Below are 20,658 nucleotides of genomic sequence, written 5' to 3' on the forward strand. Positions count from 1 at the left end.
CGCCGGTCGGGCGACGGCACAGTTGGAGCAAATCAGCTCGTGAACGTGAACTGCTGCGGCAGGGCCGGGCCGGGATTCGGCCAGGACCAGCTGTCCGGCTGTTTCTCCGGAACGTTGCGCAGATTGTTGCGAATGATGCCGAAGCTGCCAACAGCGAGGCAAACACCTACCGTTTCAAAACTATCGGCGCACAAGTCGAAGATTTGCTTCATAGTCGCGCCTCGCTTGTCGAGGTTGGCGGTGGCACGAGCCTCGTCAAAGAGCTTCATGCGCTTCTTCTGGCTTTCCGGGGGCTCTTCGCCCTTGGTGCCATTGGACGTGTACCAGAGCGTCCACGGAATGGCGTAGCGTGATCCCTGGGGATGGAAAGCAAAATAATCGCGTGGATCTAGCATCGGGTCAAGACCGCCGGCTCCTGACCAGACCTGTGCATCGTGCGCATTGTCGTCGCCCCGGGTATAGTAGAGCGCGCGCTCCATCGTATTGATCTTTATGTCGATACCGATCGCCAGCCAATGAGACTTCACGAGCTCGAGTGCATCCACCAGATCTGGATTGAGCGTCGGGATAACGTCGATCGCGAAGAACAGCGGCTGACCATCGGCCCGCAGTCGGATACCGTTCGCCGTTTTTTTGTTGAGTCCGATTTGATCGAGAAGCGAACTCGCCTTCTCCGGATCGAATTCCGTGAACTGGCGAGAAAGCCGCTCATGATGCCAAGGATGGCCTGGGCGCGGTCCGGTCTGATAAGGCTCACTTTGGCCGAAGTAGACAATGTCAATAATTTCCTGGCGATTGATGCCCATCGAAAGGGCTTGCCGGAAAATTTTGTCCCCGAAGATCTTGCGCATGGCCGGGTCTTTATGTGTCATGTTCAAGTAAATTTGGCACTGTTGAGCTGACGATGGCTCTAGCGCCATCAGGCGATAATCGCCCTTCTTCATGTTCTGCGACAGTGTCGGCTTGTTCGCGAGCGAGTTTATATGACGCTCCTGAATGTCGATCTTGCCGGAAATGACATTGAGCATCAGCGACTCGACGTCCTGCGAGATGCTGAAATTCAGGTCGTCGATGTACGGCAGTTGGTTGCCTTCGGTATCAACCTGCCAGAAGTAGGGATTACGCGTCATGACCACCCGGGTCGCTCCGCCCGAATAGGGCTCTTTGACAACCCATGGATCAAGGGTAGGCTTCTCGATATTGCCCCAGCGAGATGGGATTTCGGTATCACCGCACCTGGCGCGGAAGAGGTCCGGCCAGCTCGATGAACCGGCCGCTTTCACGTCCGCGTCGAGGTTCGGGTTGTATTTCGGCAGGAACTTGCTGCAGTAGTGCTTGGCGAACAATGTGGGCTGCTGGCCGAGCGGCGTGGCGAGAGTTTCCAGATAGAGCGCGTTGGCTGCGGCAAACGTGAACTTGACGGTATAGTCGTCGATCTTTTCGACCACGACCGGCTTGCCGGCCACGGAAATCTGCGCCGGCGTCGAGCTGTAGAGTTCCTTGTTCTTGACGACATCTTCGATTGCGAACACCACGTCGTCGGCCGTGAACGGATGGCCGTCCGACCACTTCACGCCCTTCAAGAGGTAGAAGGTGAACTGCGAGGCATCTGCATTGACTTCCCACCTCTCCGCGAGATTCGGCAGAGCTTGCGTGAAGTCCATGTTCCAGCGCACCAGGCCCTGGTTGCCGACCATGCGCAGGATGCCGTTATGGTCAGACGAACCGCGAAGGCCGCGCCGCAGCGTGCCGCCGTAAGTGCCTATCTTTTCCCAGGGTTTTACGACCATCGGGTTCTTCGGAAGACGTTCGGCAAGCGGCGGAAGCTTGCCGTCCTTGACGAGGGCCGCAAGCTGCGGCGCCTCCTTGGTCGCAGCCGCGCTGGCGCTGCCGCCCGCAACTGACAGGGCAACCGCCCCGCCAACGCCTGCGAGGAATGTTCGGCGGGTAACGCCGGAAGACATATTTTCGTCGTCGCGCATTTGATCTCCTCCCAGATGTAAATACGAGCCTGCAAAGCAGGACATAAAACTGTTTCGAGCTGCACGGCCTCCGTTGCTCCCCCAACGGCGGCCGATCCTATTGGGTCGCAAACCTCGGCATATCCGAACCCATTCGGGCTCTCTTCGGCCAATTGCGGACAGATGTCTACCTGATCAAGAACGCAACCAACGATTAGGAATTAATTTGGACAACAATTGCCATATTTCGACATGTTCGGCAAGTCAATGCTCGCTTGCCCCGAGCAGGTCGGGCATTTGTCCCGGGGATAACCGTGCTGCGACCGGGGAGACAGGCTCACCGTACCGTTTCAAAAGTGTCGATTTTGACCGGAGACCAAGGCTCAGGCCTAGTGGCTGGATTCGTCCATGATCAGTTCGCCGACGTCGGGCGCGATCGCTTCCCAACGTTGTGGACGATCCGACACCGGAGCGCCTGACGGCGCGATCCCTGACGAATCAGTTCGAGGTGCCGTGCCGCAACCCGAAGATGGCACTCCATTTAGCGTGAGACAGTTTTCGAGTTCGTAATCCAGATGCCTCCCGGTTTCAAATCCAGCGCCGGGGCGACGTGACGCTCAGTTTGTCTCTAGCGCCATTAACGGCAGTTTCCAGAACTAGGATTTAGGCAGAGTCACGTGGACTACGCGTTCGATGCTTCCTTCCCCTTAATCAAGATCGATAGTCGTTCACCCATCTTTTCTCCTGGTTCTAAAATCAGCAACCCGGCGGCCGCGTGATCGTGCGAGGGAAGAGACAATGCACCGGCTAGATGAGAAACGGGCTCAAGACAGGCGTAACCTGCCGTGCGATGAAAGACGAGATAGTCGAGCGATGGACCGCTTGAAAGTGTCGTGATCTTGTCGCCAGCAACGATTGTCGCCTGTGACCACTCTGAGAGGTGGTTGGTTATGGCTTCATGCGCGAGCGGAACTCGAGTCATTTGCCGGGGTTGCTCAAGGATAGGAAGATCCCCGGTTGGGGGCACCCACAGCTTCGCAGCATCACACAGAATAGTGTCGTCCAGAGAAGCGACAAAGTAAGGATGCCAGCCGATCCCCGCTGGGAAGGAACTTGGCGACCGATTTGTGAGCGTAAGCTCGACATCTAGCCGCTCCTCGCTAATCGCGAAACGCTGCGAAGCGTGAAAGTCGAACGGCCAATCTTGATCTGCCGTATAATCCAACTCCATTGTCAGCGCATGAGGTGACTTTTGTTCAACCCGCCAGCGTCGCCTTTGCCCTGGGCCGTGCATGGCGTCCGGGTATCGATTTGGATTGCGTTCAAGTTCGAACCGCCGTCCGTCATGGGTAAGAATCGCACCAGTCAGCCGCCCATGGTATGGAAAAAGCGGAAAGGCGCCGGCCTTCGGCCAATCAAGGGGATCGAATGGCCCCTCGGCCATTGGTACCACAACCTCTCCGTATTCCCGGTGCGATAGGCGGGTCAGCCGCCCTCCGCTCTCAGGACTGAAAAAGGCCTCGAAAGGACCGCTTTTGATCATCACGCTCATCAAGAGAGATCCTGCGAGGAGCAAGGCAGAGTTCGCCTCCTTTGCCCGCAAAAGTGTGTATCAGGTCTGGTTTTGCTCCGAGCCGCTCGGCCGGCTGTGGGTGCCCCCTACCGACCGGCGTGTGCGAACGGTACCGTCATGGTCGATCGAACAGAAGCGGCCGCCTTGGAATTTTCCAGCAATGTGCGAGTTCTGCGGCGAGGATGACTGAATATTGGCTGACTGGGTGAAATCGCTTCCACGGTCGAGGGGACGATATCCAAGTTCATAGGCTCGGGCATTGTCCCACCACTCATATGGGGTTTGCGAAACGCCGTACACCGCGGTGCAATCGATGCCTGGTTCTTCAAGACCGATGACAACAAGCTGGGCGAGATCGCGGGCGCTGATCCAGGTTGCGCGGCTCCGGTCATCACTTCGCGGATCTTCTGGATCGATCGATGCATTGGCGATCCTGATTATGAAGCTCTCGATACCAAATTTTTCAAAATAGAGACCGGCCTCAAGCTCGTTCCAGCACTTTCCCAGAGCATAGAAGCTATCAGGCCGCATTGGCCCATCGGGCGAGACTATTTGATCCCTGGGGTAGAATCCGGTCACGTGGTTGCTTGAACCAAGGATGATCCGCGATATCCCTAGACGTCTAGCGGCCTCGTAAACGTTGTGCGTTCCCAGCACGTTGACGCGGATAATTTCCTCTATTGGCCTTTCGCCAGGAAAGCCCGCCAAATGAATAATGGCTTCGACTCCCTGTAGAGCGTCCGTGGTGGAGGCCTGATCGCAGATATCCAATTGGGACCAGCTTTCGTTTTCACTCAGGGCACCTGGATCGACTAGGTCGAGTATGCGGAGTGACCGAACTCTGCCTCGAAGGGCGTGGCGTAGCCGCTGGCCGACCCTTCCCGATCCGCCGATCAATGCTACCATCTTGTTCGAGGAGATTATTCCTCGATCTGGCGCAGGATCTGCGTCAGATGGAATCTTGTCTCGAACCGGCATACGTCAAACTCCCTCGAACATCCGCTGACGTGCGTTCAGGATGTGCTGCTGCATCGCCCGCCCGGCGCCGCTCTGGTCACGCTGCCGGATTGCTTCGAAAATTGCATCGTGCTCCTGTTGGACGGAACGAAGCCGCTCAGGTGTTCGCATCAGACTTAGCTGACGCGTTATATTCATCCCGGTGGCGATATGGGACGCAAGTGAAACTTGGATTGATATATAGTATTGGTTGCGTGTTGCCTGCGCTACTGCCTCGTGAAACAGTCGATCTTCCTCGATGCCGACCGTCCCATTTAAGAGGCATTTTTCAAGAAGGTCGAGCGCATCTTTCATTCGTTGAAGATCTTCGTCCTGCCACTTCTCGGCAGCAAGCACGGCCGCTGCAGCTTCGTGCCCCGCCCGGAACTCAAAGCACCGCTGCACGTCCGCCAAGGACCCGACTTGCGCAAAACGGAGCACCGCCATGTCGGGTTTGCGCGTCACATATGATCCGGAGCCTTGTCGCGATACGATAACGCCATCTTCTCGAAGCCTCCCGAGAGCTTCTCTGACGACGGTTCGCGAAACTGCAAACCGATCCGACAGGTCGGTTTCTGAAGGAAGCCGGCTATTAATGATGAGATCGCCCCGCGCGATCAAGCCGACGATGCCATCGTACACAACATCGCTCAACCGGTCTGGCGATGTGCTCGCTCGAAGAGGAAAATATAGGTTCGTGTCATTCATCTGTTCCACCTCAGCTTTTGGCGCCCGCGACGGCATCTCTTTTGTCCTTCATCCGCTGCACATGGGGCAGTTCCCACACTGAGGTCCGATCTTCTGATGTACCTAACACAGAACGATAAAATTCCTCACCGTGTATACGACCTTGCACAAACATTTACAACTTTGGCAGAATTATCCAGTCTCAATCTAGGGACGCCAGCAGGATCTGAAATGCCGGCTGACGCCGATGAATATGACGCCATAATGTGTCCGAATATGCCTAATCCTGTTGACTCCTGTCAATAGCTGTTATACCGATTTCAGCTTGTTGGCTGGTCAGGATACCCTCTGGCGCTCAGCGGCACCGTTTCGAGGCGTTTCATTTTGTCGATCCCAATCCCGCTGACCCACGCTTGGTCGAGAAGCCCGCGAAGCTTGGCGAGGCCCAACCGGGATGCCTGTCGGGCCAACCCCGAAATGAACGCGCACCAGCTAAGGTGCTTAAGACAAAGGGTAACAAGATGAAAATCACTGATATTAAGACCTATCTTATGCAGGTTGGTGCTCGGCCGGGCTTGCCCGGAGCGTCGCCAACCGGCGTTGCAGGTGAAGCTGATTTTCGGGGTTCACGGAACTGGTTGTTCGTAAAAATCGAAACTGATGAAGGCGTCTCTGGTATTGGGGAGTGCTCGGGTTGGCCCCGCGTGGTCCAAACGGCCGTGCTGGACTACAGGACTATTCTCCTCGGTGAGGATCCCCGTGACATCGATCGACTGTGGCACCGAATGTTCGTGGGCTCGATGGGTCATGGCATGCTTGGGACTGTCGGCGGCGGTGCATTGACCGGTATTGAGATGGCGCTTTGGGACATCAAGGGCAAGGTCCTGGGGCAGCCAATTTGGAACCTCCTCGGTGGTCGTTTCCGCGACAAGATTGGCGTTTACGGACACGCCAAGACGCCCGAGCGCGCCCGCGAGCTTCTGGATCGTGGATACAAGGCAGTAAAGGTCGGTTTCACCGGAGCCGTCGAATTCGATAAAGTTGCTGCGGTTCGCGAAGCTGTCGGCCCCAAGATCGATGTCATGGTTGATGCGCATGGTCCGTCATGGATGACTGCGCAAGATGCGATTACAGTCGGCCGCCAACTGGAGCCATTGGGTCTCCTGTTCCTGGAGGATCCGGTAGCCCCGGAAAACCTGGATGCTTTGCAACGAGTTCGCGACGCGGTGAATGTGCCGCTGGCCGCGGGCGAGCGGGTAAGCAACATATGGGGTGTTCGCCCCTATATCGAGCGCGAGCTGGTCGATGTTATACAGCCTGATACTGGTCGCGCTGGTGGCATCACACAGATGCGAAAGATGGCCGCCATGGCCGAAGCCCACTACATCAGTGTGGCCCCCCATTCTGGCTCCCTTGGTCCCGTGGCCGAGTTTGCGGCCCTGCATGTAATGGCGACAATACCAAATGCATTAATGCTTGAACGGGTTGAGATCGATTGGCCTGGCCGGTACGAGGTTGTTACGCCAGTACTCAAGGCCGTGGACGGGTTCCTCCCTGTGCCCAACGCGCCGGGCCTGGGCGTCGAACTCGTTGAAGAGGAGATCATCAAATACCCTAGTCGTCGCAATATCGGAGACATGCCCGCTGACGATGGCCGCGCGTACGAGATCGGTACAGCTTCCGAATGTGTGTATTTCCAGCCCCGGCTCCAGCGCCAAGCCCGACTGAGATTGACGAGTTCTGACACCTGATAAGCCCGATATGCGTGCCCAAGATTCAGGATCTTAAAAGCACCCATCGAAGCAAGCACGCGCTTCGGTTCCTTTTACAATGTCAGAGAGACCGTCAGGCAGATCATCGTTACCCCTTGGAGCGTCTGTGAGAGTGATAGATTCAAACGTGCGCATTGATCGTCCCGAGGTCGAGCACATCATTGACTTCCCAATAGGGGCGGGGGAGGGGCCGCTGTGGAGTGCCGACGAAGGGGCATTGTACTTCATCGATATCCGCGGGCCGGCCCTTTTTCGACTGAGCCTCGGAGATCGGCAACTAAACCATTGGCAGATGCCATCAACAATTGGCGGTTTCGGCTTATGTCTCGACGACAGGATCATTGTCGCCCTGCGAAATGGCGTGCATTTCTTCGATCCGAAGTCTGGCGAGTTTGAGTTCATTTGCCATCCGGAAAAAGATCGGCCGACCAATAGGTTAAACGATGCGAAGGTCTCCCCCGACGGCCGTTTTTTTGTCGGGAGCATGGACACCAGGAACCCGAAAGAACCGGTAGCATCTTTGTTCAGAATCGATCCTGACGGATCGGTAAATCGTGTTTTGGACGAACTCCTTGTCTCAAACGGCCTTGCTTGGTCGCCCGATGGACGAACAATGTACCACTCGGATAGTCGAGGCTGCTATGTTCAGACGTTTGACTACGACCTCGGTTCCGGTGGGATCAGCAATCGCCGGCAACTTATCCAGCTGGACGATGCTGACGGCAGGCCGGACGGCGCTGCATGTGACATCGACGGATTTTACTGGTCTGCTGGTGTCACTGCAGGATGTTTAAACCGCATCGCACCGGATGGTCGCCTTGATCGAAAGATTATTCTTCCGATTCCCGCTCCGAGCATGCCTTGCTTTGGCGGCCCCGACCTGAAGACCATGTTCGTCACTTCGCTTACCTTAGGGGACAGTCCAGGGGTCGCCGGGACGGTGATCGCCTTTCCAGTCGATGTACCGGGCGCGCCAATAGCCAAATTCGGGCTGCAGTCGAGCAGAGGACCAGAACCCCAAGCTGTGTGAAGGGGCTTCTCCCCTTACGAAAAAACTCATCCCCGGGCACCGGGGGAAGTTGTTTGCACTTGCATTTTGTTGTCGAACAGATAACATCAATTTGGATGACGTGCCTTTCGCTAGGAGAATGGCCGCTTTCCAATCAATGGGAGGACTAACGAGAGATGCAACAGTCAGCGGCCGAACCTAGCTTGTCGACTCGTCGTGAGATCAAGTCTGTTCTGGCTACCGTGCCTTACAGCCCAGAAGAATTGCAGGAATTGAAAAGCGCAGTAGACGCAGCGGATTTCATTCACTGCTCGCCGACCGACGATCGCACTATCTCTCGCGCTCTACAGACGGTTGATGTCGCGATCATCGCCGGTGATTTGGACGAGCGGTTTGTTTCCGCCCCAAACCTCAAATGGGTGCATTGCGATCATTCTGGCCTTACGAAGTCAGCCCGCCCAGAGATCTTTGAAAGAGGCCTTCTGGTCACGGGCTCAGCCGGGAGATCGGCTGCAGCCCTTGCACAACATGCTTTCTATTTCGCGCTCGCGCTAACTTACGATGCCAAACAGCTCATTGCCAAGCAAGCCGAACACGCGTGGCGCGCGATTCCAGGCTATGAAGACAAGCTAGGGCTTGCAGGGAAAACCCTGGGAATCGTCGGGTACGGTCAGACTGGTGCCGAAATGGCGGCTCTCGGCAAAGCATTCCAAATGCGAGTGATTGCCTACAATCGCAGTGTTGTAACGTCGCCAACCAATGTCGATTTGATGCTGTGCACTGAACGTGGTGAAAGCATCGACGCTTTGGTCGATCAATCCGATATCATCATGTTGGCTACCCAACTTACTGATGTCACGTACCATATGTTTGGCACTGTGCAATTTTCTCGAATGAAAGACACGGCATTCATTATCAACATGGCGCGCGGTCCTGTGATCGATGAAGTTGCCTTGATCAAGGCACTTGAGGCAGGTGAGATTGCAGGGGCCGGTTTGGATGTTTTTACCAAAGAGCCTTTACCCGGCGACTCACCGTTATGGGATCAGCCGAACGTATTGGTGACGCCACATATGACGCCGGGGCTGCCCGACAAGCGGCGGCGTTCAATCAACATGATCTTGGAGAATATTCGCCGGTACCGCGACGGGAAGTCATTGCTCAACGCACTGTCGGAGAAAGACGTTTTCACGCCGAAAGCGTGAGGAGAAGGCTCATCTAAGCGCCGCGTCCGCGGTTGCCCGCTTAACATCAGGGAGGATGTAATGAAGCACGGTAAATTCTTGTCAGCAATAGGTGTCGCCAGTATCGCGGCGACCTTCACCACACTGCCGACCCTCGCAGAGACGTCGAACAAAGCCATCACCGTGGTTCTTGCGGTGGAGTTGGACTCACTCGACCCATGCGACACACAACCGGCGCAAAACGCAAACATTACCCGGGGGAACATCTTTGAATCGTTGACCCACGTAAACCCAACGCAAGGGAAGGTCGAGCCTCTCCTGGCCGAGTCGTGGAAACAGACGAGCGACCTTGTTTGGGAATTTAAACTGAAAAAGGGCGTTAAATTTCACGACGGAACTGATTTTACCGCCGCTGCCGCCGCCGCTAACATCATGCGAACGCAAGGTGGGGCGGACTACCCGGGATTGGCTTGCCTGAACAGCGGCCAAATTCCAGATCCCGTCAAAGCTGAGGCCGTTGACGACCTAACTCTACGGGTGACGACAAAGGTTTTAGATCCAATCCTTCCGCTGCGCCTCTCCTACATCGACATAGGTGATCTCGCCAGCCAAAAGAAGGCCGCAAAGGTTCTTAACCCCTCCGGTACCGGCCCTTACAAGTTCGTCAGCAGGAAGCAGGGCGAATCCGTCAAGTTAACCCGTTTTGATGGGTATTGGGGAAGTGCCCCGCAGATCAAAGACGTCACCTACATCGTCCGCAAGGAGCCGTCCGTCAGAGCCAGCATGGTTGAGACAGGAGAGGCCAACATTGCGCTCAGCATCCAAGCACAGGACGCGACCGACGACGATCGCACCGTAACCTTTAAGGACAACCGCATCTTCGTGATGCGCCCCAACACCCACAAGGAACCGTTTATCGACCCAAGAGTTCGTCAAGCTCTTTCATACGCGGTCGACCGTGACACGATTGTTCCAGCAATTCTTGGGATGACCGGTGCGCCTTACTACCAGATGCTAGGCCCCCAGGTGAACGGGTTCATTCCGGGCTACAACGAAAACGATGCGATGAAGTTCGACCCTGCCAAGGCGAAGGTGCTCATCGCAGCGGCCAAGGCAGACGGGCACCCCGTTGAGACCTCTTTCGACATCATCACGCGACCGGATATCCTTCCCGACGGCGGCGAACTGGTGCAGGCGATCGCGCAAAACCTGAAGGAAGTGGGCCTCAATGCCAACATCAAGAGCATGGAGAATACGGCTTGGCGCGAATTTTTGCGGCAGCCGTTCCCGCCGGAACAGCGCCCAACGCTCCAAATGATCTCGCACGACAATACCTCGGGCGATGCTAGCTTCAGCTATCCCAAGTATATTACGTGCAAGGGCATCAACTCCGCCATCTGTAACCCTGAGCTGGATAAATTGGTTGCGGGAGCCGAGGTCGCGGCTGGCGACAAGAGAGCAGAGCTCTACCAAGCGGCATCCAAGCTGCTTCTCAAAGAAGCCGGGATGATCGGGATTGCAGAGCAGATTCGATTGATCATGCTCGGTGAAGGCGTTCACTATCAGCCGAACCCGCTTTCTGGCCTCGAGGTGCGAATTGCGGACGTTCGCCTCGATAACTGATTACTACTGCCAAATGCGGGAGTCAGGTTGTGACCGGCTCCCGCAGCAGAGGACAATATAACATGTTGACGTTCTTAGGTCGGCGGCTCATCTCGGGGCTTGTAACGCTTCTCGGCGTGGTCGTAGTCGTCTTTTTTCTGTCCAGACTGACTGGTTCGCCAATCGATCTCTTCTTCCCGGAAGGGGCCGAACCTGCGCAGATCGAAGCTTTCAACCGCGCGTATGGCCTCGACAAGTCTCTCATCCAACAATTCTGGATATTCCTTGGCAATATCGCACAAGGCGATTTCGGTACCTCGATCTGGCAGCAGCGGCCAGCAATGGAGGCTGCCCTGACCGAGATGCCGATGACCTTACTGCTGGCAGGGTTAGCCATGACTATCTCGATCCTCGTCGCCTTGGTGCTCGGTTCTTTAGCCGCGGTTTATCGCTTTCGAACGATCGATCGCGTTATCACGATTGTTTCCCTTGTGACCAGCAGCATGCCCCACTTCTGGTTTGCTCTTGTCGGGATTCTGATATTTGCCGTTCAGCTTCGACTTCTGCCGACTTCAGGAAGCAACAGCTGGCAATCGTGGATCTTACCTTTGGCAACAGTCAGTATTGGACCGATAGGTGTCCTCACCCAAGTTGTTCGCGGTGCCATGATCGATGTGCTTTCCTCCGGATACATTCGCAACGCCAGAGCGCGGGGTTTCGGGGGACGTCGCATCGTCTACAGGCACGCGCTTCGCAATGCCGCATTGCCCATCATTTCTGTCGCCGGCGACATAGCCGCGGGTATGGTCAACGGCGCGGTTATCGTCGGCGTGGTTTTCGCATTTCCAGGTATCGGGAAATTAATCGTTGGGGCAATCCTCAACCGAGACTTCCCTGTCCTGGAAGCAAGCGTGGCAGTTATCGGGGTCTCGGTGATCATCCTGAATCTTCTGATCGACGTCATCTGCATGATCGTCGATCCGCGCATCAGGCTGGGTTGAGGGAGTAAGGATTTTGCAAACTACTGTTCCCTCAACGACTGGAAACAGGCTTTCGCGGTGGCGTACATCTCCCAAATGGCAGATGTTCGTCTCATCGCCTCTAGCAGTTGCCTCGGCATTATGGCTCTTGTTGGTGGTTGTACTGGCGTTCGCTGTCGCCCCCCTGGTTATAGATCAGGCGAACAATCAGACGATCTCCTTGCGGTTCTTCGCGCCGTTCCAGCTCAGCAAGGGCTTCTCCTTCTTTCTTGGTGCAGATAGCTTGGGTCGCCCGATCATGCTCCAACTGATCGTCGGCGCGCGCACATCAGTTCTCATCGCTGTTTTCGCGGTCGGGATTTCTTCGGCGCTAGGTTATGCAATAGGTTTGATATCGGGATTTTTTGGCGGCTGGGTCGACAATATTCTCCTTCGTATTGCCGACATCATCCACACGGTCCCATCGCTCTTGATGGCCTTGGTCGTTCTCTTTGTCCTCCAGCCGAGCATCTTCAACCTCATCATCGTATTGGGCATCACGCGCATCCCCGTATATCTTCGGACGAGCCGCACTCAAACGATGGAAATCAAAGAGCGCATGTTCGTTGAGGTTGCTCGCTCGCTCGGGGCTTCGAATTGGCGGATCATCACGCGTGAGATCGCCCCGCTGGTGCTGCCGACGGTCAGGACGCTCGCTATGCTGGAAGTCGCCGCTGTTATCCTTGCCGCGGCCAGCTTGACTTTCCTCGGAATCGGCCTGCAACGCCCTGATGTGGACTGGGGGATGATGGTCTCCGACGGAAGAGCCTATTTAAAGTCTGCATGGTTCGTCGCGGTATTTCCGGGGATCGTCATTGTACTGACCGCTCTTTCGGCAAATATTCTCTCCAACTGGCTTCGCGCTGTCGAAGATCCTGCCCAGAGCACGCTATTCTTCAGGGCTAAAAAGAAGAAAAAGGGAGTCGCCGGATCATGACATTGCTTCAGGTGTCCGATCTCCAAATAAGCTTTGAGAGCGGTTTTGGCAAAGTAGACGCTGTTCGTGGCGTATCTTTTTCAATGGAGATGGGCGATGCGATAGCCGTTGTTGGCGCAAGCGGCTCGGGCAAAACCGTTCTTGGCCGTTCATTGTTGGGACTGGTTGATACCCCTGGTGTCGTCCGTGGGAGCATATTGTTCAACGGCTCCCAAATCGTCGGCCGCAATGAGAAGCAACTGAAGAAGGTTCGTGGGTTGGGGATTGGGATGGTGTTCCAAGATGCCTTGGACGGCCTAAACCCGGTCTATACGATCGGTTCTCAATTGAGCGAAATATTCATGGTTCGTTTGGCAATGCATCGCACCCAAGCAAGGGCAGAGGCGATCCGACTGATGGAGCTAGTTGGCATCCGAAACGCGGAAGAACGATTTGACGACTATCCTCATCAATTTTCTGGAGGTATGCGACAGCGTATCTGCATAGCGATGGCGATCGGTATGAAACCGAAAATCCTGATCGCGGATGAACCGACCACAGCTCTGGATGTGACAGTGCAGGCGGGCATTCTGAACCTCATCAAGGAGCTTCAAGCCGAAACGGGCATGGGCCTTATCTTTGTCACCCACGATTTGGCCGTTGCGCGACTGATTTCAAAAAGGCTGATCGTGATGTATGCAGGCCAGATCGTCGAAGAAGGCGATACCGAGGAGGTTTTCCAGAGGCCTCAGCACCCGTACACGCAGGCTCTTTTGAAAGCGCACCCGGCCCGCGCGCGGTCGTGGCGCCAACTTGAACCGATTCCGGATGCGTTCGTCACAGATCCCTCATCTGGTGGTGGGATGCCACACTCTGTCCCTCAGGTCACTCTGAGCCAATAGGGAAGCTTTTCGATGAATGGTAATAGGCAAGCCGCAATTAGTGCACCCCTGCTCCACGTCAGGGACCTCCGGAAGACTTTCGGGGGGCTAGGCAGATCTCCTGGAGGGATTGTCGCTGTCAACAACATCAGCTTCACTCTCGAGGCAGGCGAGTGCATGGCAATTGTGGGTGAATCCGGCTCTGGCAAATCTACCTTGGCCCGAACCCTTCTTAGGCTCGTCGACGCAGACAGCGGTGCCGTTCTCTATCAGGGGAACGACATCCTGCGTTTTTCAAATGCCGACATGCAGCGGCAACGCCGCTTTATGCAAATGGTTTTCCAGGATCCATACGGCTCGTTACATCCCCGCAGGACAGTTGCCGAACTGATCTCAGAGCCTTGGCAGATACATAGTGGCGTCGTTAACAGGGCTGAGCGGCCGGCTCGCATTCAAGAGCTCCTCACTGAAGTTAATCTGCCGCACCATTTTGCATCTTACTATCCAAACCAACTTTCTGGCGGACAGCGGCAACGAGTGGCCATCGCGCGTGCACTTGCTCTCGAGCCCAAAATTCTCATTCTCGACGAGCCGGTTTCCGCTTTGGATGTGTCCGTACAGGCCCAGGTTATCAAGGTGCTGATGACACTCCAGGAGCGGCGCGCTCTCGCATATATCTTCATCTCTCATGATCTACCACTGGTCCGACTTGTGGCAACCAAAGTCGCGGTGATGAACAAGGGGACGTTTGTCGAGACTGGCGACACAGCCACCGTGTTTGAAAACCCCCGGCATGAGTACACCAAATCCTTGCTTGCGTCTTCGCCATCCGCGTTGGAAACACACTAGCGTTTCTCATGGGGTGCCCATCCTCAATGCGGTGAGTTTCTGCGCGGAATATGGGGGCTGACACATTCTTCATGATGTGTTGGATTCCACTGGGCTGGTTTCTGAAGGAGAAGCTGCGCGGCGCGAAACCATTTTTGGCTTTCCAATCTGATCCCGGCCGTTTACCTGGAGGCATTGCATCACAGACCCGACGTGATCGTCGTCGTCGCATATCACCGGTCCAGAGATCGTAGGTGTCCGATGCGGTACGACCTCCCATCGTGCTCAGGGTCGCTATCTTGGAATGATTGCCGGCCTGTCGTGTGCGGGTCGAAGGATCGAATTGCGGACGAAACGTTTAAAATTTTCGCCGCTGTCGAACAACATTAAATAGACAGTTGTTTTTCTGCTCTACGGTACTCTGAGTGCGTCTGCGTGGAGAAATGAAATGAGTCGGCAAAACACTTTCGATGGATTGCCCGAGTTCCTAGCGATTGCAAAGCAGCAGAGCATTCGAAAGGCCGCTCTCGATCTCGAGGTGACACCGGGTGCGATCAGCCAAGCGCTGCAAAAGCTGGAGCGGCGTTTAGGCGCTCCGCTTTTTCACCGCACGACGCGCCGGATCTCTTTGACGGAAGCGGGGGTGACCCTGCTTGAGAAAATTTCCCCAGCGGCGCTACTCATCGAGACGAGTTTGGGGGAGACATCCCAGTCATCACGCGAGCCGTCGGGAACGTTGAAGCTCATCGTCGAGCGACTTGCGCTGTCCCACGTCATAGAACCGATACTTCCCGCCTTTTGCGAAGCTTGGCCGAATGTGAAAGTCGATGTAACGGTCAGCAATACGCATCGGGATTTCGTTGCTGGGGGTTACGACGCGGGCATTCTCATCGGATCGTATATAGCCAAGGAGATGATCGCGGTGAGACTCTCGCCGCCCTTCAAATGGGCGGTGTTCGGGTCGCCTGACTACTTCCGGAAATATGGGCGTCCTCAAGCCCCGGGGGATCTCATAAAACACAAATGCATTCGATTTCGGCGGCCGGCCAAAGGCGACATCTACCGCTGGGAGTTTCTTGAGGACGGGCAAAATATCAGTATCGAACCCAATGGTCCCTTGACGGTGAATGACGGCAAACTCATGCAGAATCTCGCTGTGCGCGGCCTGGGGCTCATCTATTCCTCGACGTTTCACGCATCGCGAAAAGTTATAGCAGGCCAACTTGAGCCCGTTCTGCTCGACTACTCACCGGGGACGGACGGATTGTTCCTGTACTTTACCAAAACCACGCAAAATCAGCCAAAGCTGCGTGCCTTCATTGACATCTGTTCCGAGCTTAGACGTTCATTGATCTGACCGCGACTGGGGATCGAGGTCTGCCACAGGGATTGTTTAGCTCAGCTATACACTAAGTGCAGCAATACCCCATTTATCTCTGCCACTAATCTGGCCATCTTCTGCCGAGCAAACGGCCACAGCTGGAGCAGACGCATGGCACATTCGGTCCAAATCAACGGCCGCACCCACTCAGTTGACGTAGAAGGCGACACCCCACTCCTATGGGTGCTTCGCGACGTACTTGGAATGACTGGTACGAAGTTTGGCTGCGGGCAAGCCCTTTGCGGAGCCTGTACGGTCCATCTCGATGGCGTGCCAACGCGATCTTGCGTCACCCCTGTGGACAGCGTCGGAGGAAGCCAGATCACGACGATCGAAGCGTTGCATACCATCGCCCATGGGAAGGCGCTTCAAGATGCATGGATTGAGCTTGAAGTCGCTCAATGCGGCTACTGTCAGTCAGGGCAGCTGATGTCAGCCGCCGCGTTGCTGAACGAAACGCCAAAACCGGTCGACGAAGACATCGACAACGCGATGTCAGGGAACGTCTGTCGCTGCGGGACCTACCAACGCATTCGTGCCGCCATCAAACGCGCAAGTGCGTAAGGGAGAGAAAATCATGTCGAACGATAGTCTCGGCCCACAACTGAACCGGCGCCATTTCCTGAAGGCCAGCATTGGCGTCGGCGGGGGACTCGTCGTCAACCTGGCGTTCGGGCCCGACCTTTCGATCGCCGCCACCAGTGTCTTCGCTCCCAATGCGTTCATTCGCATTGACCGGAAGGGCCTTGTCACGCTCGTAATGCCGCAAGTGGAGATGGGCCAGGGAATCTATACGGCTCAAGCAATGCTGCTCGCCGAAGAACTGGAAGTGGCACTTGATGGTGTCAAGCTCGAACACGCGCCCGTTAACGAGGCTCTCTACGCTCATCCAATGCTGGGGCGTCAGATGACAGGCGGCTCCACCTCAATCCGTGCGTTCTGGACGCCCCTGCGAAAGGCCGGTGCGACAGCCAGAACGCTGCTCATTCAGGCTGCAGCCAAGAAGTGGAATGTAGATCCCGGGGCGTGCCGCGCCGAAGACGGCTTCATTTTCGACGAGGCCAGAAAGCGGAGGCTGCCCTACGGCGAGTTAGTCGATATTGCCGCGTCGCTTCCCATGCCTTCACCCGAAACCGTAACCCTCAAATCCCCCAGCGAGTTCAAACTCCTTGGAACGTCCGCGAAGCGCCTGGACACACCTGACAAGGTCAATGGCGCCCTCAAATATGGTATCGACGCATCACCATCCGGCACCAGGATTGCGGCGATCGCCGTATCCCCAGTTCTCGGCGGGAAGCCAAAATCAGTTAATGAAAAGGCTGCGTTGGCGATCAAGGGGGTACGCCAAGTCGTGCTGACGGACAGCGCGGTGGCAGTCGTGGCGGATCATACAGGAGCGGCCAAAAAGGGCCTGGAGGCAGCCGCCATCGAGTGGGATGACGGCCCAAACGCAAAAGTGTCCAGTGCCGACATCACACGGCAATTAGACGAGGAGTCGCGCAAGCCAGGGGCCGTCGCACGGAGCGAAGGCGACGTGATCAATGCGTTGGCAACAGCCGCGCAGCGGATCGACGCAGTTTACCAATTGCCTTTCCTTTCCCACGCCGCAATGGAACCGATGAACTGTACCGTTCACGTGCGAGAGGATGCATGTGAACTCTGGGTCGGAACTCAGAGCCTTTCCGCAGCCAAACAAGCTGCCGCAACAGTTACCGGCCTCGCGCCGGAGAAGATCATCATCAACAACTATATAGTCGGCGGCGCATTTGGCCGCCGCCTCGAAGTCGATGGTATCGTCCATGCTCTCAAAGTGGCGATGCAGGTCGAGGGCCCCGTCAAGGTTATCTGGAGCCGCGAGGAAGATATTCAGCATGGTTACTACCGGCCATACTACCACGACCGTATGTCGGGGGGGCTTGATGCCAATGGAAACCCTGTCGCCTGGATGCATCGTATCTCTGGATCATCGATTTTCGCTCGTATTGCGCCGCGCGCCATGCAAAACGGCGTGGATCCCGATGGTGTAGAAGGTGCAGCCCGTCCCCCATACCAGCTTCCGGCGATACAAGTCGAGTTCAAGCAGGTCGAGCCGCAAGGCGTGCTGACAAGCTGGTGGCGTGGTGTCGGGCCATCGCACAACGTGTTCGTGGTCGAGAGTTTCATTGATGAACTCGCTGATGCTGCGAAGGCCGATCCGGTTGAGTACCGGAAGCGATTGCTCGCGGAGAATCCTCGTGCGTTGAACGTGTTAAAACTTGCCGCGGAAAAGGCTGGGTGGGGTAAGCCATTACCGTCCAGGGAGGGCCGCGGCGTCGCCGTGCAGTTCGCGTTCGGCACGTATCTCGCGATGATTGCCGAAGCCAAGGTTGGAACAGACGGTTCTGTCCGGGTGACACGTATCGTTACGGCAGTCGACTGCGGGATGACTGTGAATCCCGATACGATCGCGGCCCAAATGGAAGGTGGCGCTCTTTACGGCCTAACCGCGGCTCTCTATGGCGCGATCACGTTCAAGAACGGCCGTGTCGAACAGAGCAATTTCGACACTTACCTGCCGCTTCGCATCGAAGAGGCACCCCACGTTGAAACTCACATAGTTGCGAGCGCCGAGCCACCCGGCGGGATAGGGGAAGCAGCAACGTCAGCGGTCTTTCCTGCTGTCACCAATGCGATCTTTTCTGCAACAGGCAAGCGCGTGCGAACGCTGCCGGTCAATACCGAATACCTCAAGGAGGGCTAAGCTGATGCAAACCTTCCGCATCCTCACCATATTGTCGGCGGTTTGGATCACCTCTCCTACGTCTGCTTCGGCAGACGGGGACGCGGTCCGCGGCAAGCAACTTTTCAATCGATGTACAGCTTGCCACTCAATCGACAGGCAGAATAAAACCGGACCCGCTTTGAATGGCGTGTTCGGTCGGAAAGCCGGAGGGTTTGAAGGTTTTCGCTATTCCGATGCCATCATGGGTTCGAACGTAGTATGGACCGATGAAGCACTCGAGACCTACTTGTCGGGTCCACCCAAGATGTTAAAGGGCACACGCATGACCACAAGTGTCGCGAAACCTGGCGACCGTGCAGACATTATCGCGTACCTCAAAACTTTGACGATCCGCTGAACGAATATAACGCCAAGGATACGGCACTCGAAGCGATCGGAGCTTCCTGGTGAATAGTATCGTGCACTGTTCATTGCCGGTGCGCAGGTGTGGTGTCCAGCCATTTGCGAATGACGAGGGCTGATAATTCATTGCGGTCCTGACCTTTTTAGCTGCGTTCAGACCAACTCCTAAACGGCGGGTCGCGCCTTCCTGTGTTCAAAGGTATCCCCAATGTTCATGACCGATACCGCGGCGATCTACCCAGACTGGCCGATGTTTGGAATTCGCGAGAACGTCCTGCAATTCGCTCTGGCGCATTTGATTGCTGGTGCTGATGTTGCGATTGCCACACTCATCCACACCGATGGAGGCTCGCCACGTCCGCCGGGAACGCAGATGGCTTTTACCGACGACAACATGACCGGGTTCCTTTCGCGAGGATGCATAGAGGCCGACGTTGCTCTTCACGCGAAGGCTACCCTTCTTGACGGAGAGCCGCGCAAGTTGATCTATGGTCGGGGGAGCCAATTTGGCGATGCTTCCGTCACTATTGCGATCGAACGGATGCGGCCCACCGATCCGGTTGCTGAAAATCTCATGAACATGGCCGCGAGGCGAGAGGATATAATCTTGATATCCGACGGCGAGGAGCGGATCGCGGCGTCACGTCCTCACGATTTCGGTCCCAGATGGCTCAAATTCGCTGAGCAAGCTTTTTCCTCACCGCGAGCCGGAGGCCAGATCGATGCTGTGCATTATTGGGTGCGCTATCGCCCTCAGGTAAGGCTTTTCATCATAGGGTCTGATCCGACTGCCCTTGCGATCGCTCAACTCGGGAAAGAAGCGGAGTTCGAAATCATCTTCGTCCGACCCCTCGGACCGTCTCTACCACCCCCTGTCGCACCCCAGGTCTATCGCCCCACGCATCCGGGGAAGGTTTTCGAAGAATTTGGCCTGGATCGTCGCGCTGCCGTCGTTTTCGCCAATCATGACTTTAAATCTAATAGAGAGAACATTGCCCAAGCGCTGCGGTCTCAAGTGGGTTATGTTGGGATGATCGGTGCAAAGCGGCAGCGGCCGCTGAAAGTCGACTGGTTGAAACAAGACGGCTTGAATGACCTTGATATCGCAAAGTTTAGATCGCCCATCGGGATCTCGGTTGGCAAATCAAGTCCATTTGCAATCGCCATCTCGGTTATTGCTGAGATTGTTTGCCTGATGAGCCAATGCTGAAGGCCCACGATGGCATCGTATACTCGATCGTTGGACGTAGCTGACGGAATTCAATATAGCTCCATCTCGATCGTGTTGCTGTGCGCCGGCAAGGTGGCCTGCAACAGCAGGATGTCAACAGTATTCGCCGTAATAGGTCATCGTCGATCTGAGATAGATGTCAGGCGAAATGAGAAACTGACCCCCTAACGAAATGAAGAACTGCTCCCTCGTTTCACAACGAGGAGAGATGGATGACGAACTTGATTTCAGGGCATCCTGCATTGTCGCGAACGATGCAGGGCGAAGATATGCTTCAGGCAGATGAGGTGGTGGCAATGTTGCGGCTGCACGAGCTTGGCTGGGGCGCCAAGCGTTTATCGAAAGTGTGTTTAAGCATGGAATGTTGACCCCTCTGGCGGGGTAATACTTATCCAATTTTGACCCCCCTTGGATTTCATCCGACCATCCGGCTTTTGCCAGTGGATGGGGTGGGGAGTTGAAGAGAGTGGATACGATTGCCCGTGTCCGACGAG

At 55.8% G+C, this 20,658-nt stretch carries 17 protein-coding genes and 1 pseudogene; 14 read left to right on the plus strand and 4 right to left on the minus strand.

The window, feature by feature from the left end; translation table 11 throughout:
* Positions 1–32 precede the first annotated feature (32 nt).
* The 4 genes from AC1DLT_RS29815 to AC1DLT_RS29830 all read right to left on the minus strand — a co-directional run bounded on the left by AC1DLT_RS29815 (position 33) and on the right by AC1DLT_RS29830 (position 5,238).
* Positions 33–1,982 carry an ABC transporter substrate-binding protein gene (locus AC1DLT_RS29815; RefSeq protein ID WP_436112838.1) on the minus strand — a complete coding sequence of 650 codons (1,950 nt, stop codon included), beginning with the start codon at positions 1,980–1,982 and terminating at the stop codon, positions 33–35.
* Positions 1,983–2,643: 661 nt separating this feature from the next.
* A complete protein-coding gene (locus AC1DLT_RS29820; protein ID WP_436112837.1) occupies positions 2,644–3,513 on the minus strand; it encodes an aldose epimerase family protein in 870 nt (289 codons plus the stop codon).
* A 60-nt stretch (positions 3,514–3,573) separates the two neighbouring features.
* The gene (locus tag AC1DLT_RS29825; protein WP_436113229.1) at positions 3,574–4,440 is read right to left on the minus strand and encodes an NAD-dependent epimerase/dehydratase family protein; all 867 of its coding nucleotides are present in this window, start codon (positions 4,438–4,440) and stop codon (positions 3,574–3,576) included.
* 75 nt (positions 4,441–4,515) lie between these two features.
* Positions 4,516–5,238 (minus strand): FadR/GntR family transcriptional regulator, encoded by a 723-nt coding sequence (locus AC1DLT_RS29830; protein WP_436112836.1) that lies wholly within the window; start codon positions 5,236–5,238, stop codon positions 4,516–4,518.
* 500 nt (positions 5,239–5,738) lie between these two features.
* On the opposite strand from AC1DLT_RS29830, the gene AC1DLT_RS29835 reads away from it, so the two are divergent.
* From AC1DLT_RS29835 to AC1DLT_RS29900, 14 genes and pseudogenes are all read left to right on the plus strand, one after another.
* Positions 5,739–6,968: a mandelate racemase/muconate lactonizing enzyme family protein gene (locus tag AC1DLT_RS29835; RefSeq protein WP_436112835.1), complete on the plus strand. Its 1,230-nt coding sequence runs from the start codon at positions 5,739–5,741 to the stop codon at positions 6,966–6,968.
* A gap of 148 nt (positions 6,969–7,116) precedes the next feature.
* Positions 7,117–8,019: an SMP-30/gluconolactonase/LRE family protein gene (locus AC1DLT_RS29840; RefSeq protein WP_436112834.1), complete on the plus strand. Its 903-nt coding sequence runs from the start codon at positions 7,117–7,119 to the stop codon at positions 8,017–8,019.
* 155 nt (positions 8,020–8,174) lie between these two features.
* Positions 8,175–9,203 carry a D-2-hydroxyacid dehydrogenase gene (locus AC1DLT_RS29845; RefSeq protein ID WP_436112833.1) on the plus strand — a complete coding sequence of 343 codons (1,029 nt, stop codon included), beginning with the start codon at positions 8,175–8,177 and terminating at the stop codon, positions 9,201–9,203.
* 60 nt (positions 9,204–9,263) lie between these two features.
* The gene (locus tag AC1DLT_RS29850; protein ID WP_436112832.1) at positions 9,264–10,805 is read left to right on the plus strand and encodes an ABC transporter substrate-binding protein; all 1,542 of its coding nucleotides are present in this window, start codon (positions 9,264–9,266) and stop codon (positions 10,803–10,805) included.
* A gap of 62 nt (positions 10,806–10,867) precedes the next feature.
* Positions 10,868–11,785, plus strand: a complete 918-nt coding sequence (locus tag AC1DLT_RS29855) for an ABC transporter permease (protein WP_436112831.1) — start codon at positions 10,868–10,870, stop codon at positions 11,783–11,785.
* 133 nt (positions 11,786–11,918) lie between these two features.
* Positions 11,919–12,740 (plus strand): ABC transporter permease, encoded by an 822-nt coding sequence (locus tag AC1DLT_RS29860; RefSeq protein ID WP_477489122.1) that lies wholly within the window; start codon positions 11,919–11,921, stop codon positions 12,738–12,740.
* On the plus strand, positions 12,737–13,621 hold the full coding sequence (locus AC1DLT_RS29865) for an ABC transporter ATP-binding protein (protein ID WP_436112829.1): 885 nt from the start codon (positions 12,737–12,739) through the stop codon (positions 13,619–13,621). The genes AC1DLT_RS29860 and AC1DLT_RS29865 overlap by 4 nt, the downstream gene beginning before the upstream one ends.
* 12 nt (positions 13,622–13,633) lie before the next feature.
* Positions 13,634–14,449, plus strand: coding sequence for an ATP-binding cassette domain-containing protein (locus tag AC1DLT_RS29870; RefSeq protein ID WP_436112828.1), 816 nt, complete (start codon positions 13,634–13,636; stop codon positions 14,447–14,449).
* A gap of 427 nt (positions 14,450–14,876) precedes the next feature.
* Positions 14,877–15,785 (plus strand): LysR family transcriptional regulator, encoded by a 909-nt coding sequence (locus AC1DLT_RS29875; protein WP_436112827.1) that lies wholly within the window; start codon positions 14,877–14,879, stop codon positions 15,783–15,785.
* Positions 15,786–15,920: 135 nt separating this feature from the next.
* Positions 15,921–16,373, plus strand: a complete 453-nt coding sequence (locus AC1DLT_RS29880; RefSeq protein WP_436112826.1) for a (2Fe-2S)-binding protein — start codon at positions 15,921–15,923, stop codon at positions 16,371–16,373.
* A 13-nt stretch (positions 16,374–16,386) separates the two neighbouring features.
* Positions 16,387–18,549, plus strand: coding sequence for a xanthine dehydrogenase family protein molybdopterin-binding subunit (locus AC1DLT_RS29885; RefSeq protein ID WP_436112825.1), 2,163 nt, complete (start codon positions 16,387–16,389; stop codon positions 18,547–18,549).
* Between the two features lie 4 nt (positions 18,550–18,553).
* Positions 18,554–18,928, plus strand: a complete 375-nt coding sequence (locus tag AC1DLT_RS29890) for a c-type cytochrome (protein WP_436112824.1) — start codon at positions 18,554–18,556, stop codon at positions 18,926–18,928.
* Between the two features lie 213 nt (positions 18,929–19,141).
* On the plus strand, positions 19,142–20,143 hold the full coding sequence (locus AC1DLT_RS29895) for an XdhC family protein (RefSeq protein ID WP_477489123.1): 1,002 nt from the start codon (positions 19,142–19,144) through the stop codon (positions 20,141–20,143).
* Positions 20,144–20,376: 233 nt separating this feature from the next.
* Positions 20,377–20,508, plus strand: a pseudogene (locus AC1DLT_RS29900) (IS21 family transposase); the annotation flags it as partial.
* Positions 20,509–20,658: the final 150 nt, after the last annotated feature.

The sequence above is a fragment of the Neorhizobium sp. 05N33 genome, from assembly GCF_056397445.1.